Below are 14,633 nucleotides of genomic sequence, written 5' to 3' on the forward strand. Positions count from 1 at the left end.
CCGGATTACCAAGTGTCCCCTTCGTCGGCGAGGCCGGGTGACATGGTGACGGTGTCGGCGCCGGAGGCGAAATGCAATCCCCGTTATGGACCCAACGCGCAGCTCCGGGTGTCATGGCCGTGAAGGCCGAGCCCTATGGTGTCGACTGGTGCGATGACACAGGCACGAACAACCGGGCGAACCAGGGTGAGGCGGAGCTTGAGAGAGCCTCTTGTGCGGAGCCGATGAAGCCACTGACCATCACAAGGTAGCCAACTTGGCCAGTCCTGTTGAGCCCCGGTCCGGGCCGGTGGGAGGATGGAGCAGTGGAACCTCTCTTCGACTTCCTTGGCAGTTACTGGTGGCTCATTTTCCCTATCGGCGGGATGGCTGGTGGCTGGGCGAGGTCGTGGTCGAAAGCCAGCGAGGAACGGCACCGCCGCAAGGTGGAATTGCTGAAGTTGAAGAACCAGTTGGCAGTGCACGAGGAGGCCAACCAGGCCGAGGTAGTCTCGCTGATTGACGCGCATGATTCGGTGAACCACAGATGGCTTGATTACGAGCTCGACGTCGGCAACCTTATTGACTTCCCCCTCATGACTGACGTGCGCGAGCCGCTCACCGTCGCGTTCCTGCGCGCCAAGAAAGAGGCCGACGGCTTGCGGCCCGCCACTCCTGAAGAGATTTCGACGCCGGCCCGGCTGGCTGAGTACCGCGCAGCTGTCCACAGTTACGAACTCGCTTTCGATGTCGCCGAGCGGGAGGCCCGGCGCATCAAGGACGGCAACTTCAGTGGCCCCGAACGGCAACGACTTGCGACCGCAAGGAAGCTGCTGCGCATCGCCGAAGACACTGCCGCCACCCCTGCCGAACGGCAAACCGCCTACAAGCGGGCACGCAAGGAACTCGATGGCCTGATCGTGCTGCCGGAGGCGACCGTTGCCGCGCTCGAGAGCAAGATCATCAGCATGTTGGATTCCCGCAAGGACCCGGACACGGACGTGCGGTTCGCTTGACGCCACGCAGAAGGCTCGCCGTCATTACAGGTGCCAGCCGCGGTCTGGGGAAGTCGTTGGTGGAGGAATTCTCCGACGCCGGTTGGGCGGTTGTCGCAGTCACGCGCACCCCATCACGTGGGCCGGCCGACAGCATGTCACCGCGGTCACCCAGGATGTCCGGCACCAGCCATCCGACGAGCTGCTGTCAGCCATCGGGGGCAGATCCGTTGACGTACTCATCAACAATGCTGCCCAGGGGGCTCAGCACGCCGAACCCGGTGACATAGCAGCGGAAGGCGTTCTCAACGCCGTCGACGTCAACGTCGCTGGACCCCTGCGTATGGTGCAGGCCATCCTGCCGAACCTGCTGGCCGCACCGGATCCGGTGATCATAAACGTCACGTCCCGCCTGGGTTCGATGGCGGCGCAGGCACGGGGTGACTACTCGGAGCTCTCCACGAGCTACGCGTACAAAATCTCCAAGGCTGCGCAGAACATGCTGACCATTTCCCTCGCCCACGACCTTGCTGGCAGGGTCCGCTGCTGGGCGGTTCACCCTGGCAAGCTGGGCCACTGACATGGGGCAGTCTGACGCCTCCAAGGATCCGCGGGTCGCGGCCCGAGAGTTGCGGGAACTGGTTGATTCCGGTGACAGCACATCACCGCGCTTCGTCTCACTCGGGGCGGCCGACCTCGCCTGGTAGCGGCGCCCAACATCAGGCTGTGCCTTCATGACCTTCTTTGACCACTGTTAGGCCGATGTGCAACCCATATCGACTGATTTTGGGCCTGCCTGCAGCCAAAGTGGGTGGGGACGGTACGCGCATTAGCCCAGCTCCACGCCCATCACTGTTCGCACCACAGATCCGCCCAGATCGTCCTCGAGGTGCCGCATCCCCAGCCGCTCAGCTACTCGGCGTGATGCGGCATTGTCCGGGTGGACGATGGCCACGAGCAGACCAACCCCCACCACGTCGCGCGCGAATTCCAGGCACGCCAGCGCCGCTTCCGAGGCATACCCGCGTCCCTGAAGTTCTCGGCGGACGTGGTACCCGACCTCGAGTTCGGACCGCCCGTTGACCTGTTGCCAGGTCAGCCCGCAGTCGCCCACGAAGTCGCCGTCGTGTGTTTCCACAATCCACAACCCGTACCCGTGGCGCGCGTAGTTCGCCTGGGTCCATTCGATCCAGGCAGTTGCTTCGTCACGGGTTTTGGGGAAGGGGTAGTAGGTCATCACGTCGGGATCGCCGAGCATTGAGCTCATCACGTCCAGATCAGAGAGTGTCATCTCGCGGAAGCGCAGCCGGGCTGTCGGGTGGGGGAGCATCACATACCTGTGGTTAGTTCGTCAGCGTCAAGAGTGTGACCAATGCGGCCATCGCCGAGAACACTGCGCCAAAGATCCTAAGAAACTTGGCTGTCGAGAATGGCGTGGCTGAGTATTCAATCGGGCCTATTCTCAGGCTTTTGAACATGGAGGCATAGACCTGGGCTGAGCCACGATAGTTTGTTGCGAGAATGAGGCCGAAAGCGAACGCCAGAAATCCGATTCCCAGTGATATCCACGAGATCAGCGTTGCGCGGCCGGCCCCGCCGTAAAACGCAGCCACTACCATCCCCACGAAGCACACTCCGGCCAAAACGAGATACCAAACCATGATGGTTCTTTGGGGGTTCGGCAGATCCTTAACCAGCTTCAATATGTTCAATGGTCCCCCCACATCAGACGAATCAATCGAACCTAGCATCCGCTGCAGGGACCCACAACGATATCTATCCGTGCCGCACTTCCACCGGCGTCAGCATCTCCCGCTCGAACCCCACCACACGGCGCGGCCCGTGAAGGATCACTTCATGAGTGTGGGCGTCAGCGGTGCTGGACGTCGAGACGTGCAGCTTCACCAAACCCGGCGTCACCACCCGCTGAAGGTCCAGGCCGGTAAAAGAGGTCCGGTCGGCGTGAACCATAAAATCCACGACGGCGGACGCGCCGGCTTCCAGCTCGACGCGGGCGTAGCCGATCAACTCACGGAGGGGACGGACCACTTCGCCCACCGGATCTGACAGATACAGCTGCACCACCTCTGCGCCACCCCGGGGACCGGTGTTCGTAACGGTGCAGCTGAGGGTGACCGAATCCGACGTCGACATGGTGGGTGCGCTGCATTGGTGCTCCGACAACTCCATCGTTGTGTAGGACAGGCCATGCCCAAAACCGAACAACGGCGAGGGGTCCAGGGCGCTTACCCCTGAGGGTCCAGCGAGCTTCGAATGCAGGTACGTGCCGGGCTGGCCGCCGGGGGAGCGCGGCACTGATACGGGCAGTTTTCCGGACGGATTGACGACGCCGGTGAGCACGTCCCAGAGCGCCTCGGCTCCTTCTTCGCCTGGGAAGAAGCCTTGGACGATCGCGTCGGCACGCTCCACGAAGTCGCCCAGCGCGTAGGGGCGCCCGCTGAGGACCACCACCACGGTGCGCGTTCCCGAATCTGCGCACTCAGCGAGAATGCGGTCCAGCATGAGGTGTTGGTCGCCGGGAAGGCGAAGGTCGGCGGCATCGTTACCTTCGCCGGACGTACCCCGGCCGAACAGGCCAGCGTTGTCGCCAACCACCACCACGCACGTGTCCACGGAGGACGCCACCTGGCAGGCTTCGGCGATCTGCTCCTCAGTGGCGGCCTCGCAGTTTCCGGTGACCGAGGTAGCCACTGGCCCGAACAGTCCGGAAGCAACGCCGGCCACGGACGGAACCGAGATTCCCATCGGCACGTCCGGATGTGAAGCTCCAACATGCGCGTCAAAGGAATAGCACCCAAGCATCGCGAAGGGATCGTCAGCCAGCGGACCGACAACACCCAGCGAACCGGTCGACGCGACAGGCAGTGGCAACGCCGGAGCTCCATCGAACTCCCGGTTGCTCAACAGCACCAGGGACTGGGAGGCCAGCTCACGCGCCAATGCCCGGTTCTCCGCCGGATCAAGGTCGATTGGACCGGACATCGCTTCGGGGACAGGGGAGAAGTCCGGCGACAACAACCCAATCTCCGCCTTCTGCCTCAGGACGCGGCGCAGGGCGTCATCCACCACGGACTCGTCCAACGCACCCTCGCGGATGCGACGCAGCAGCGGCTCACCGAAGCAGTTCACCGTAGGAAGTTCAACGTCGACGCCCGCGCTCAGGGCCAGCACTGCAGCGTCACCGGAGTCTGCGGCCACGCCGTGCGTGACGTCCAGGAACGCGACGCCGAAGTAGTCAGCCACCACGGTCCCGGTGAAGCCCCATTCCTCACGAAGCAGCCCCGTCAACAGGGCGCGGTTCGCGGCGGCTGGTACGCCGTCGACGTCGGTATAGGCGTGCATCACCGAGCGGGGACCGCCGTGGCGGATCGCCATTTCAAACGGCGGCAGCATGACGTCGGCGAGTTCGCGGGGGCCCATGGAGACGGGCGCGTGGTTACGGCCGGCTTGGGAGGCTGAGTAGCCCACGAAGTGTTTGAGGGTGGCGACGATGCCGGTGGATTCCAGGCCCTGCACGTACGCTGTGGCCACCGTGCCTACCAGATACGGGTCTTCGCCGATGGTTTCTTCCACGCGACCCCAACGGAGGTCCCGCACCACGTCCAGGACGGGGGCCAGGCCCTGATGGACGCCCAAAGACCGCATACCCGCACCGATCCGGGTTGCCATCTCCCGTACCAAGCCAGGGTTGAAGGTGGCGCCCCACGCGAGCGGAACGGGGAAAGCCGTTGCCTTCCACGCGGCCAGCCCGGCCAAGCATTCCTCGTGGACCTGCGCGGGGATGCCGAAGCGGGAAGCGGCCATGATCTGCTCCTGCGCGGCCGCCAGCCGGTGCGCGCCCTCAGCGGGGTCAACCGGAACGGTGCCGTACATACGCGTGATCTGCCCGAGTCCGTCGGCGATGATGTCATCCCAGGAGCGGGCGTCTCCCGCCATCTGGCTTTGCAGCGGAGCCACGGAATCGCCGTCGGTGGAGGCATTGACCCACACGCCCACCAGCTGGGCGAGCTTCTCCTCCAGTGTCATTTCGCTGATGAGGTGCTCTACGACGGCCGACGCCGGAACGCGGGCAAGTGATTGCTGATCGGCGGCGCCGGTGCTCACAGGCTTCTCCTTGGATTCTGCAGATGATTTTTAGAAACTATCAGAAATATCCAATTACTTTCCATAGTAGAAAAACCTTGACTTCATCCGCGGCATCTTCATAGCGTTGAGGACTGAGGCGGAAGCAGTGCGTCCAAAGGCGCGGCCGGCCTCGCGAGAAAATAAGAAACTTTCGGAAATGAAACCACCATCGGAGAACCATGCACACCTACAGAGTGGCCATCGTCGGCGCTGGCGGGATCGCGGCAGTCCACGCGTCCAACCTGGCCCGGACCGATCACAGGGCGGAGTTGGTGGCCGCGTGCGATGTTGACGAAATCCGCCTGCAGGCCTTCGCTGATGCCCACGGCATTGCCGGCCGCTACCAGAGCCTCACCGAGCTACTGGCAGAGTCGAAACCGGACATCGTGCACCTCTGCACGCCGCCCATGATGCACATCGACCAAGCTATTGAGTGCCTCGAAGCCGGCGTCCATGTCCTGTCCGAGAAGCCGCCGGCGCTCAGCCTGGCCGACTTCGATCGCCTCGACGACGCGCAAACACAGGGCGGGGCCCAGTTTTCGTGCGTCTTCCAGCACCGTTTCGGTGACGCTTCGGCTGCCGCCAGGGCCCTGATCGGGGGCAGCGATTTTGGCCGTCCGCTCGTGGCCCGTTGCGACACGCTCTGGTACCGGCCCGATGAGTACTTCGACCTCCCTTGGCGTGGCACCTGGAAGGCCGAGGGTGGCGGACCCACCATGGGCCACGGCATCCATCAGTTCGATCTTCTCCTCCACCTGCTCGGCCCGTGGGAGGAGGTCACCGCCATCGCATCCCGGCAAGCCCGCGCCACGTCCACCGAAGACTTCTCCGCTGCTTTGGTCCGCTTCGAGAACGGCGCCGCCGCCACGGTCATCAACTCGCTGCTCTCGCCGAGGGAAACCTCGGACATCCGCGTCGACTGCGAATTCGCCACCATCGAACTCAGCCACCTCTACGGTTACGGCACCAAGGACTGGACCATCACGGCCGCGCCCGGACACGAAGACGCCGTGTCTGCCGCCTGGAGCGCAAAGCCGTTGGAGCGGGGCAGTGGACACTCCGCCCAGTTCCTGGCGATGTATGACGCGCTCGACGCCGGACTGCCGCTACCAGCCGACGCGGACTCTGCCCGGCAAACACTGGAGTTCGCTGCCGCGATTTACGCCTCGGCCTTTACCGGCCACCCCGTGCGGCGCGGGGACATCGTCCCCGGCCACGCTTTCTACGAGGGCATGGACGGTGAAGGTCGCGGCACCCGCGTCCTGGCCTCCACAGCCCGCGCCTGAAGCCCACACCCGAACCGGAGACCCCACATGACCACCACAGCCCAGACCACCACAGCCCAAGCCACCCTGACCGAAACCGTCAGCTACACCGACAACGGCCATTCCTTGACGTTCACCGTCGGAGACCAGCAGATCGCGACGTACACGTACCGTCCCACAGACGACCAGTACGAAAGCCCCCGCCCCTTTTTCCATCCCCTCACCACACTGGAGGGAGACGAGGTCACTATTTCCAGGCCGTGGGATCACGTGTGGCACAAGGGCCTGTCGTGGGCCCTGCCGAACGTGGGCGAGCACAATTTCTGGGGCGGAGCCACGTACACCCGCGAGACCGGCTACTCGAACCTGGACAACAACGGGGCCATGAACCACGAGGCCTTCACCAGCATCGAAGAACTCGGGACGGGGATCACCGCAGCGGAATCGCTGCTGTGGACTGCCCAGCCTGCCGAATCCCAACCTGCCGAAACCCAACCTGCCGAAACCCAGCCGGCCACACAAGGGCAGGCCGGCACACCCCTCATCAGGGAACAGCGCCGTTTCGCCATCCAACTGCTCGCCACCGGAAACGCGTGGGCTCTGCTCTTCGAAACCACCATGGACAACGTCTCCGGTGCGGAGATCGGAATCGGCAGCCCCACTACCGAGGGCCGCGACAACGCAGGGTATGGCGGCTTGTTCTGGCGCGGACCCAGGTCCTTCACCGGCGGCCAGTTCCGATCCGACAAGGGGACCGGTGCCGACGAATTCATGGGCACCCGTTCTCCGTGGATCGCCTTTACCGGCCAGCACGACGTCACCTGCCGGAAGTCCAGCATCCTGTTCGTCGAGGACCAGGCCAACCCTGGCGCGTCCAACCAGTGGTTCGCCCGCTCGTCCATGTTTGCCTGCCTCGGCTCGGCACCGTTCTTCAGCGAAGTAGTCCCGCTCAAGGAGGGCCAGCCGCTGACGTACCGCTACGCCGTCGTGATTGCTGACGGGGCGCTGGAAGACCAAAAGGCAGCTGCGCTCGCGGACGCTGCCAAAGCTGCACTGGATGCCTGGGCCTGAGATGTGCACATCGTTCCCGGGAGCCACTGCGGTTTCCGAGGTCAGCATTTACGATTGGCCCGGGCTGGATGGCGCGGCCGGAGGCTCCCCGCACCTGCACACTGCGTCCACTGAGGCGTACGTGGTGCAGCAGGGTTTCGGCCGCCTGGAGACCTTGGATTCCCGCGGCTTCACCTCAACGCCGCTGGCACCCGGGACGGTGGTCTGGTTTACGCCGGGTACGGTGCATCGCGCCATCAATGACTCCGGCGACCTCAGGGTGCTGGTGGTGATGCAGAACGCCGGGCTCCCCGAGAACGGTGACGCCGTGATGACCTTCCCGCCAAGGCACCTGGTGGATCACGAGACGTACGCACGCGCCGCCGCGCTGCTGTCGAAGAACGCCGACGGCGGTGACGCGGCTGCGGAGGCGGCCGCGCGTCGCCGTCGTGACCTGGCGTTGGAGGGTTATCTGGAGCTGAAAACGGCAGTCCAAAAATCCGGGGCCGCTGCGCTCGCCGACTTTTACGCTGCCGCCGCGCGATTGGTACAGGGGAAAGCCGGGACGTGGCGCGGGTACCTCACGGACGGCGCAGAGCGGCAGGCCACCCTGACAGGGCAGCAGTTGCTGTCTCTCGAGTCCATGGAAAGTTTCTACATGCAGGACGCGAGGACTACGATGGGCGAACGGAAAACCCGCAGGATCTACGGCATGTGCGGTCGGATCCAGGCGTGGGAACTTTCCGAAACTGTCATCGCCGGGACGTGATTCCCGGCCGGGAAGGTGGGGACCATGGTAACCAAGCAGGACTCGGGACGGGCGACGATCAGCGAGATCGCCCGGGAGGCCGGCGTTTCCGTTCCCACTGTCTCCAAAGTCCTTAACGGCCATGCCCACGTCGCGGCAGCCACCCGCGCAAGGGTCGAAGAAATCATCGCCAAGCGTGACTACGCCCGCCGCCCCGCCAAGCGCAGCAAGAAGGCCGGGCTCATCGACCTCGTGTTCCCGGGCATGGGCTCTGAATGGGCGTGCGAGATCATCGAAGGCGTGGAACGGGTCGCCCAGGAAGCCGGGTACGGCACTGTGGTCAGCAGCCTGTCGCTGGACGGGTCCAGGATCCGCCCGTGGCTGGCGAACCTTGCGGAGCGGAAGTCCGACGGCGTGCTGCTCGCCGTGTACGAACTGGACTCGAAGCAGATTCAGCGCATCAAGTCGCTCGGCATTCCGGTGATCCTGATCGACCCCGTGGGGCAGCCGGGACCGGATCTCATGACCGTGGGTGCCGCCAACTGGGACGGTGCGTTCTCGGCCACAGAACATTTGTTGAAGCTTGGCCACACAAGGATCGGCATGATCGGTGGCCGTGAGGATCTGCAGTGCAGCAGTGCACGCGAGGACGGGTATCTGGCTGCGCTGCGGCGAGGCGGCGTGGACGTTGATCCGTCGTTGATGGTGCCCGGCGACTTCTCCACCGAATCCGGGGCACGGGGGACCGAGGCTCTGCTTTCCCTGGCAGACAAGCCCACCGCGATCTTTACTGGCAACGACGCCCAGGCTCTCGGCGCCTACCGTGCCGCGCGCTCGGCTGGCCTGCGTATTCCCGAGGACCTCTCCATCATCGGCTTCGATGACATCCCCGCTGCGGAATGGATCGAACCCGGCCTCACCACCGTCCGCCAGCCTGTGGTGCAGATGGCTGAAACCGCCATGCGCGCGCTCCTCCGGCACCTCGAGGGTGACGAGGAGTTGCCGCAGCGGATCGAGCTGGGAACGGAGCTGGTGGTGAGGGGCTCGACGGCTCCTGTTTCTTAGCCCCGGCCCATGCTCGTGGACGGATCCCCGCCGCCCTCTGAGGGGTCTGCGCGGAGGTCGTCGGGATCGCCGTCGGGCAACCCCGCCGGTCCCGGGACGTCTCCCGGGGCCGCCGGAACGTCGTCGTCGGTTTCGCTGGCTTGGCGGGTGTCGCCGTCGGACCCTGTCCGGCGTGAGGTGGTGCCGGCGTCTGGTTCTCCGGGCCCGCGGTGGCGGCCCTTGGAGTTGGTTTCCGGAGAAAGGTCCTCGTCCATGGCGTTGGAACCCTCGCTGATGGACGAATGGACCTGGATGTCGTCGTCCTTCTTGCCCGGCTCGGGGACGTGGCCGTCGTCCACGGGATCGGACGTGCCGGCCAGGTCTTCCATCGCGTTTTCGGTTGCCTTGCGGATGCTGTCTTCTACGCCCATCAGATAACTCCTTTGCACGAAAGGCCCGTGTGCCGGACCCGATTGCATAGTAAGCCTACTTACTTTTTCGGTGATGTGAAACCCGTACCGGGGTTGACAAAGTGGCTCCTTTTGGGTTGCGTCGCCGCAGGTCAGGACCTTACGCGCCGCACTTTGTACCGTTGATCGTTGGGCGATAAGGTATTGCCAGACCGTTTTGCAGAGGGCGGCCCTTTTCGCTCCTTTGCTGTCTGCTGGGGACGCATTTCAGTCAGTAGGAACGTGCATGGTCAACCCCCGCCCTGAGCAGGAAGCTCTCCAGAATGGATACTTTTTAGATCTCGTCCTGGGCAGCGAAGATGTAGAGGCTTTTCTCAGCGATTTAGCGGCTTTCTCAGCCGAAAGCCTCTCGCATCCTGACTCCACCGTCTTCTGCGGTATCACCGTCCTGCGCCGTAAGAAGTCCGCTACCGCGGCCAGCAGTGACGACCGTGCCCGCGTGATGGACGAGCTTCAAAACGACTTTGAGGGCCCCTGCCTCACGGCCATGGACAAGCTGACTTCCGTCCTGGTGCCGGACCTCCTGCGTGAGCACCGCTGGCCGGACTACGTCGAAGCTGCATCGCACCAGGGTTTGAGGTCAATCCTCAGTGTCCCGCTTCTGGTGGAGGGCGATACACGTGCTGCCCTCAACCTTTACTCGGAGCGGGCAAATGCGTTCAGTGACTCCGACGTGGAGCATGCAGAGGTCTTCGCCTCGCACGCCTCGAAGTCGCTGCGCCTCGCCCTGAAGATCGCGCAACTCAGCGATGCCCGGAACGACCTCGCGGCAGCCATGCAGTCCCGCACCGTGATCGACCTCGCTGTCGGAGCGATCATGGCGCAGAACAAGTGCAGCCAGGAAGAGGCCTTCACCATCCTTCGCACCGCGTCCAGCAACCGCAACATCAAGCTGCGGCACTTGGCGAAGTCCATCATCGCGGCCGTCTCGTCAGGAAAGATCACCACGCACTTCGAGGAGTAGGGGCCCTACCGCCGCAACGCCCCGTCCCACACCAGCTTCACGGCGTTGCGCACACGCTCCCGGGTTTCAGCGATGGACGCGGCATCGGAACCTGCAGGCCGCACCACGAACTGGTAGTAGTACAGCCCGTTGATGAGGTCGATCATCGCCTCCACATCCACGTCCGGCGCCAGCTCACCGGCGGAAATTCCGCGGCGGATTTCCGCCGCAATCGGTTCGCGGCGCCGGGAGACGTGGCGGTTCCAGGACAACGCACGGAGTTCATCGTTCTCCAGGCCCATGGCCACACGCTTCTTCACCAGCGCGCCCACGCGGCCGTCGACGTCGATCGCTGCTTCTTCATACGAGGCGAGGATCGTCTCCAGTGTGGTGTCCTTTCGCCGGAAGCCGATGCTGGACCGGACGCTGTCCAAAGCCGCGGCGATCAGCTCTTCGCGGCTGCTCCAGCGACGGTACAGGGCGGCCCGGCTCACGCCTGAACGCTCGGTAATCGCTGAGATGGTGACGTCCCGCGTGTCGCGTTCAAGCAACAGCTCCACTGTGGAGGAAAGGACGGTGGACTCCAGTGCGGTGTCACGCGGCCTGCCCGGCCGGCGATCCGCAACGGCGGCGGTGTCAGGCATCGGCAATCACCAAGCGCTCACGCAACTGCTCTATGGTCGCGTCCGACAGCCCGGCACGCCGCACAGGCTCCAGCACACTCCCGTGCCGCTCGATCAGCACCTTCTGCATCGCCTCCATGGATTCCACATGGGCGCCCATCATGGCGCCCATGCCCTTGATGGCTTCCTCGTCAAGGACCCGGTCCGGCATGAGACCACCCATGATCGCCCGGAGCCGGGGGAACAGCTGCGGCAGGCGGGTGGCCGTCACGGCGTAGTCGGCGGAGATGGTTTCCGGCGTAGCGCCCAATGCTGACAGCACGACGGCGGCGAACACTCCCGTACGATCCTTGCCGGCCGCGCAATGGAAGACGGTGGCGCCGTCGGCCATGGCTACCAGCGTCACGCCGAGGGCGAGCTGCCGGGCCTGGGTCTCGAGCAGGTTGGCGTACCAAGCGCCCACATGTGCAGGAGTAGTGGCGGAGGTCATCATCTCGTGGCTGATGTCCTCCGGCGATGAAACCGACGCCGTCAACGCAAGGTGGTGGTAGCTTACGCCCGGTACAGTCAACGGGCCCCGCCCGGTGAAGAGTGCTTCCTCCGGTGAGCGGAGATCGATCACCGAGGTGACGCCGTCGTCGATCATTTGCTGGGCGAAAGCCGCCGGCATCACCGAGACATCATCACTGCGGAGCAGTACGCCGGGACGGGTGGTACCGCCGGAAACGGGCAGGCCGCCAAGGTCGCGCAGGTTGACGGGAGAGAGATCCAAAGTTTCCACAAGAGAGTCCTAGCTGAGCTTGGCGCGGATGAAGGCGCTGACCCGGTCGATGATGGTGACCAGCACGACGATGCTGATGATGATGGCGCAGAGGTGTCCGTAATCGTACATGCGCATTGCGGTAGTAAGCTCCAAGCCGATGCCGCCGGCACCCACCAAACCGAGGATCGTGGCACCGCGGACGTTGCCTTCGAAGAGGAGCAACGTATAGCTGACCAGCAGCGGCGCAGCCTGGGGGAGGACGGCATAGCTGATGATCTGGCGTTTGTTGGCGCCCACGGCGGTCAGTGCTTCCACCGGCCCGGGTTGCACGGATTCCATGGCTTCGGCGTACACCTTGCCGATGGATCCTACTGAGCCAAGCACGATTGCGAGGATGCCGGCAAACGGACCCAACCCAACAGCCGAGACGAACATCAGCGCGAAGATGAGCTCCGGGACGGATCGCAACACGTTCAGCACCGCCCGGCAGGAGGTGTAAACCCAGCGCGGGGCGATGTTGCTGGCCGCGCCGAAGCTCAGAAGCAGCGATGCGAGGGCGCCGAGGACTGTGCCCACCAAAGCCATCTGCAGGGTTTCGACGAGCAGCTTGATGATGATGCCGAACTTGTCGAACGTCGGCGGGAAAAGGCGGCCCAGGAAGTTGCCCATGTTGGGGATGCCGCTGAGGAGTTTGTCGGGGTTGAACCCGGCGCCCATACCGGCCCAGACCAGCACGACGGCGACGATCACCCAGAGCGCAGCGCCGCGTGGCGTGGGGAGGCCGAAGGGGCGGGAAAGCCGGAGGCGGTCGGCTTCAGGGAGGCTGGTATTGATGGTCTTGGATGCATCTGCGGGGGCTTCAGTTTTCGAGGAGCTCAGTGTCTGTTCCATAAATCTGGTGCACCTCCTCTTCGGTGATGGTGGTGGCGGGGCCGGCGAAGACGAGTTCACCGGAGTGCAGCCCCAGGACGCGGTCGGCGTAGCGGCGTGCGAGACCCACGACGTGAAGGCTGACGATCACGGGGATCTGTTCCTCGCGGGCGATGTCGCGGAGCAGTCCGAGGATGGTGCCGGCGAGCCGCGGGTCCAGGGAAGCGACGGGTTCGTCGGCGAGGATCAGGCGCGGCTGCTGCATCAAGGCGCGGGCAATTGCGACGCGCTGCTGCTCACCGCCGCTCAGGCTCCGGCACGGCTGCTTGGCCTTGTGCGCCAGGCCCACGCGGTCCAGCAGTTCCAACGCCATGGTCCGCTGCGCCCTGCTGAACGTGCCCAGCATGTTCAACGGCCCTGCCGAGTGCAGTCCGCCGGTCAGCACGTTGGTGAGGGCAGTCAGCCGCGGCACCAGATTGAAGTGCTGGAAGACATATCCGACGTCGGATCGCAGCTCGCGCAGGCCGGTCGAGTTCTGTTGGGCTACTGAGCGGCCGGCGACTTCCAGTGCGTCAGCAGTGAAGGGGGCGATCCCGGTGAGGGTCTTCATGAGCGTCGATTTACCCGAGCCGGAGTGGCCCAGCAGCGCCACGACTTCGCCCGGGTAGACGTCCAGGTCGATCCCGGCCAAGGCAACTTGCTCGCCGTACTGGACCCGCAAGCGACGTGCGCGGACGGTGGGCGACCCGGCCGGGGCGAGTGCCGCCGTCGTGCTTTCTGTTGGTGACATGAGGCTCATCGGAGGTCCTGGAGGTCCACGCCGATGGACTCGGCCACGTCCACGAGGGGTGCGTACGTGCTGAATTCCGGGTCGGCCGTGGGTTCGCCGGTGATGCCGAAGGTCTTGGACACCTTCTCGTTGCCGGTCATCAGGGCAGGGAGCTTGGCCTTGAGGGCTTCGCGGGCTTCGTTATCCAGGCCTTTGCGCACCACGATGGAGATGCCGACGGGAATGGGGTCCGACTTGGCGATGACTCCGATCTCGTCTTCCTTGATGACGCCCTTCTGCACAAACGTGGGGTACAGCTGGCGGGCGGTGCAGGCAACATCCACGTTGCCGTTCGCGAGGGCCAGGACTGCGGAGTCGTGCGAACCGGCGAACGTGCTCTTGTAGTCGGTGCCGTCCGTGAGGCCGGCCTTGGCCAGCAGTGACTTGGGCATGAAGTAGCCGGTAGTGGAGCCGGGGTCGATGAAGGCAACCTGCTTGCCCTTCACATCGGCCGCGGACTGGATGCCGCTGTCCTTCCGGGCCAGGCAGAAGCTGGCAGGTTCGGTGCTGGCTGGCCATACCAGGAGCGGGTCCACGCTGTCGGTCTTGTAGGCGAGCGCTGCGGAGAACTGGCTGAGGACGGCAATGTCCACGGATCCGTTGCGGACAGCTTCGACGACGCCCAGATAGTCGGCGGGCTGGAGGTTGGTTACGGTGCGGCCTGACGCGTCGCCCACCATGGTGGCGAGGTCGGTCATGATGGCTTGTTCGTCGGGATCGTCGGTGCCTGGGGGAGTGGCGAAGACGAGCTCGGTGCTGCTTTTGTTGTCGGCGCCTGCGGCGTTGGCGTCTCCGGAACAGCCAGCGAGTGCGCCGATGGCCAGGAGGCCGATGAACGAAGTTGCGATGATGCCTGCACGAGCGTGCATGGTGATGCCTTCCGTCATGTGTTGGGGTGACGTAATTAC

17 protein-coding genes are annotated in these 14,633 nt (G+C 64.4%); 8 read left to right on the forward strand and 9 right to left on the reverse strand.

Going from position 1 to position 14,633, the window contains the following annotated elements; all coding sequences use genetic code 11:
* Positions 1-305: 305 nt before the first annotated feature.
* The 3 genes from ABQM86_RS06190 (at position 306) to ABQM86_RS06200 (ending at position 1,681) form a co-directional block, all read left to right on the forward strand.
* Positions 306-995 (forward strand): hypothetical protein, encoded by a 690-nt coding sequence (locus tag ABQM86_RS06190; RefSeq protein WP_280627228.1) that lies wholly within the window; start codon positions 306-308, stop codon positions 993-995.
* Positions 996-1,077: 82 nt separating this feature from the next.
* A complete protein-coding gene (locus ABQM86_RS06195) occupies positions 1,078-1,554 on the forward strand; it encodes an SDR family NAD(P)-dependent oxidoreductase (RefSeq protein WP_369746171.1) in 477 nt (158 codons plus the stop codon).
* A 1-nt stretch (position 1,555) separates the two neighbouring features.
* Positions 1,556-1,681 (forward strand): hypothetical protein, encoded by a 126-nt coding sequence (locus tag ABQM86_RS06200; protein ID WP_369746172.1) that lies wholly within the window; start codon positions 1,556-1,558, stop codon positions 1,679-1,681.
* Between the two features lie 122 nt (positions 1,682-1,803).
* Here ABQM86_RS06200 and ABQM86_RS06205 read toward each other — a convergent pair whose 3' ends face one another.
* The 3 genes from ABQM86_RS06205 to ABQM86_RS06215 form a co-directional block, all read right to left on the reverse strand.
* The gene (locus ABQM86_RS06205) at positions 1,804-2,304 is read right to left on the reverse strand and encodes a GNAT family N-acetyltransferase (protein ID WP_369746639.1); all 501 of its coding nucleotides are present in this window, start codon (positions 2,302-2,304) and stop codon (positions 1,804-1,806) included.
* A 13-nt stretch (positions 2,305-2,317) separates the two neighbouring features.
* Positions 2,318-2,686, reverse strand: coding sequence for a hypothetical protein (locus ABQM86_RS06210; RefSeq protein ID WP_369746173.1), 369 nt, complete (start codon positions 2,684-2,686; stop codon positions 2,318-2,320).
* 64 nt (positions 2,687-2,750) lie between these two features.
* Positions 2,751-5,099: a glycoside hydrolase family 3 N-terminal domain-containing protein gene (locus tag ABQM86_RS06215; RefSeq protein ID WP_369746174.1), complete on the reverse strand. Its 2,349-nt coding sequence runs from the start codon at positions 5,097-5,099 to the stop codon at positions 2,751-2,753.
* Positions 5,100-5,299: 200 nt separating this feature from the next.
* Here ABQM86_RS06215 and ABQM86_RS06220 point away from each other — a divergent pair, with 200 nt between their 5' ends.
* Genes ABQM86_RS06220 through ABQM86_RS06235 form a run of 4 tightly spaced genes read left to right on the forward strand, consistent with a single transcriptional unit; the run spans position 5,300 to position 9,248 of the window.
* Positions 5,300-6,406, forward strand: coding sequence for a Gfo/Idh/MocA family protein (locus ABQM86_RS06220; RefSeq protein ID WP_369746175.1), 1,107 nt, complete (start codon positions 5,300-5,302; stop codon positions 6,404-6,406).
* Positions 6,407-6,433: 27 nt separating this feature from the next.
* Entirely contained in the window at positions 6,434-7,456 is a 1,023-nt protein-coding gene (locus ABQM86_RS06225) for a PmoA family protein (RefSeq protein ID WP_369746176.1), read from the forward strand.
* A complete protein-coding gene (locus ABQM86_RS06230) occupies positions 7,443-8,204 on the forward strand; it encodes a cupin domain-containing protein (RefSeq protein WP_369746177.1) in 762 nt (253 codons plus the stop codon). The genes ABQM86_RS06225 and ABQM86_RS06230 overlap by 14 nt, the downstream gene beginning before the upstream one ends.
* A gap of 24 nt (positions 8,205-8,228) precedes the next feature.
* Positions 8,229-9,248 (forward strand): LacI family DNA-binding transcriptional regulator, encoded by a 1,020-nt coding sequence (locus tag ABQM86_RS06235; RefSeq protein WP_207596674.1) that lies wholly within the window; start codon positions 8,229-8,231, stop codon positions 9,246-9,248.
* Here ABQM86_RS06235 and ABQM86_RS06240 read toward each other — a convergent pair.
* On the reverse strand, positions 9,245-9,658 hold the full coding sequence (locus ABQM86_RS06240) for a hypothetical protein (RefSeq protein WP_337339438.1): 414 nt from the start codon (positions 9,656-9,658) through the stop codon (positions 9,245-9,247). The genes ABQM86_RS06235 and ABQM86_RS06240 overlap by 4 nt on opposite strands.
* 265 nt (positions 9,659-9,923) lie before the next feature.
* On the opposite strand from ABQM86_RS06240, the gene ABQM86_RS06245 reads away from it, so the two are divergent.
* The gene (locus ABQM86_RS06245; protein WP_207596675.1) at positions 9,924-10,661 is read left to right on the forward strand and encodes a GAF and ANTAR domain-containing protein; all 738 of its coding nucleotides are present in this window, start codon (positions 9,924-9,926) and stop codon (positions 10,659-10,661) included.
* A 5-nt stretch (positions 10,662-10,666) separates the two neighbouring features.
* On the opposite strand, the gene ABQM86_RS06250 is transcribed toward ABQM86_RS06245, so the two are convergent.
* Genes ABQM86_RS06250 through phnD form a run of 5 tightly spaced genes read right to left on the reverse strand, consistent with a single transcriptional unit; the run spans position 10,667 to position 14,594 of the window.
* Positions 10,667-11,284 carry a TetR/AcrR family transcriptional regulator gene (locus tag ABQM86_RS06250; RefSeq protein WP_280627246.1) on the reverse strand — a complete coding sequence of 206 codons (618 nt, stop codon included), beginning with the start codon at positions 11,282-11,284 and terminating at the stop codon, positions 10,667-10,669.
* Positions 11,277-12,044, reverse strand: a complete 768-nt coding sequence (locus tag ABQM86_RS06255) for a tyrosine-protein phosphatase (protein ID WP_369746178.1) — start codon at positions 12,042-12,044, stop codon at positions 11,277-11,279. The genes ABQM86_RS06250 and ABQM86_RS06255 overlap by 8 nt, the downstream gene beginning before the upstream one ends.
* Positions 12,045-12,053: 9 nt before the next feature.
* Positions 12,054-12,917, reverse strand: coding sequence for a phosphonate ABC transporter, permease protein PhnE (gene phnE / locus ABQM86_RS06260; RefSeq protein ID WP_369746179.1), 864 nt, complete (start codon positions 12,915-12,917; stop codon positions 12,054-12,056).
* Positions 12,886-13,686, reverse strand: a complete 801-nt coding sequence (gene phnC, locus ABQM86_RS06265) for a phosphonate ABC transporter ATP-binding protein (protein ID WP_369746180.1) — start codon at positions 13,684-13,686, stop codon at positions 12,886-12,888. The genes phnE and phnC overlap by 32 nt, the downstream gene beginning before the upstream one ends.
* Positions 13,687-13,691: 5 nt before the next feature.
* The gene (gene phnD, locus ABQM86_RS06270; RefSeq protein ID WP_369746181.1) at positions 13,692-14,594 is read right to left on the reverse strand and encodes a phosphate/phosphite/phosphonate ABC transporter substrate-binding protein; all 903 of its coding nucleotides are present in this window, start codon (positions 14,592-14,594) and stop codon (positions 13,692-13,694) included.
* Positions 14,595-14,633 lie beyond the last annotated feature (39 nt).

Source organism: Paenarthrobacter sp. AMU7 (assembly GCF_041200195.1).
Classification (GTDB): domain Bacteria; phylum Actinomycetota; class Actinomycetes; order Actinomycetales; family Micrococcaceae; genus Arthrobacter.

Excerpts from the sequence above, each read along its gene's own strand:
- ABQM86_RS06200 (WP_369746172.1), top strand. The coding sequence starts at position 1,556 with ATGGGGCAGTCTGACGCCTCCAAGGATCCGCGGGTCGCGGCCCGAGAG.
- ABQM86_RS06205 (WP_369746639.1), bottom strand. The coding sequence starts at position 2,304 with ATGCTCCCCCACCCGACAGCCCGGCTGCGCTTCCGCGAGATGACACTC.
- ABQM86_RS06220 (WP_369746175.1), top strand. The coding sequence starts at position 5,300 with ATGCACACCTACAGAGTGGCCATCGTCGGCGCTGGCGGGATCGCGGCA.
- ABQM86_RS06225 (WP_369746176.1), top strand. The coding sequence starts at position 6,434 with ATGACCACCACAGCCCAGACCACCACAGCCCAAGCCACCCTGACCGAA.
- ABQM86_RS06230 (WP_369746177.1), top strand. The coding sequence starts at position 7,443 with ATGCCTGGGCCTGAGATGTGCACATCGTTCCCGGGAGCCACTGCGGTT.
- ABQM86_RS06235 (WP_207596674.1), top strand. The coding sequence starts at position 8,229 with ATGGTAACCAAGCAGGACTCGGGACGGGCGACGATCAGCGAGATCGCC.
- ABQM86_RS06240 (WP_337339438.1), bottom strand. The coding sequence starts at position 9,658 with ATGGGCGTAGAAGACAGCATCCGCAAGGCAACCGAAAACGCGATGGAA.
- ABQM86_RS06245 (WP_207596675.1), top strand. The coding sequence starts at position 9,924 with ATGGTCAACCCCCGCCCTGAGCAGGAAGCTCTCCAGAATGGATACTTT.
- ABQM86_RS06250 (WP_280627246.1), bottom strand. The coding sequence starts at position 11,284 with ATGCCTGACACCGCCGCCGTTGCGGATCGCCGGCCGGGCAGGCCGCGT.
- phnE (WP_369746179.1), bottom strand. The coding sequence starts at position 12,917 with ATGGAACAGACACTGAGCTCCTCGAAAACTGAAGCCCCCGCAGATGCA.
- phnC (WP_369746180.1), bottom strand. The coding sequence starts at position 13,686 with ATGTCACCAACAGAAAGCACGACGGCGGCACTCGCCCCGGCCGGGTCG.
- phnD (WP_369746181.1), bottom strand. The coding sequence starts at position 14,594 with ATGCACGCTCGTGCAGGCATCATCGCAACTTCGTTCATCGGCCTCCTG.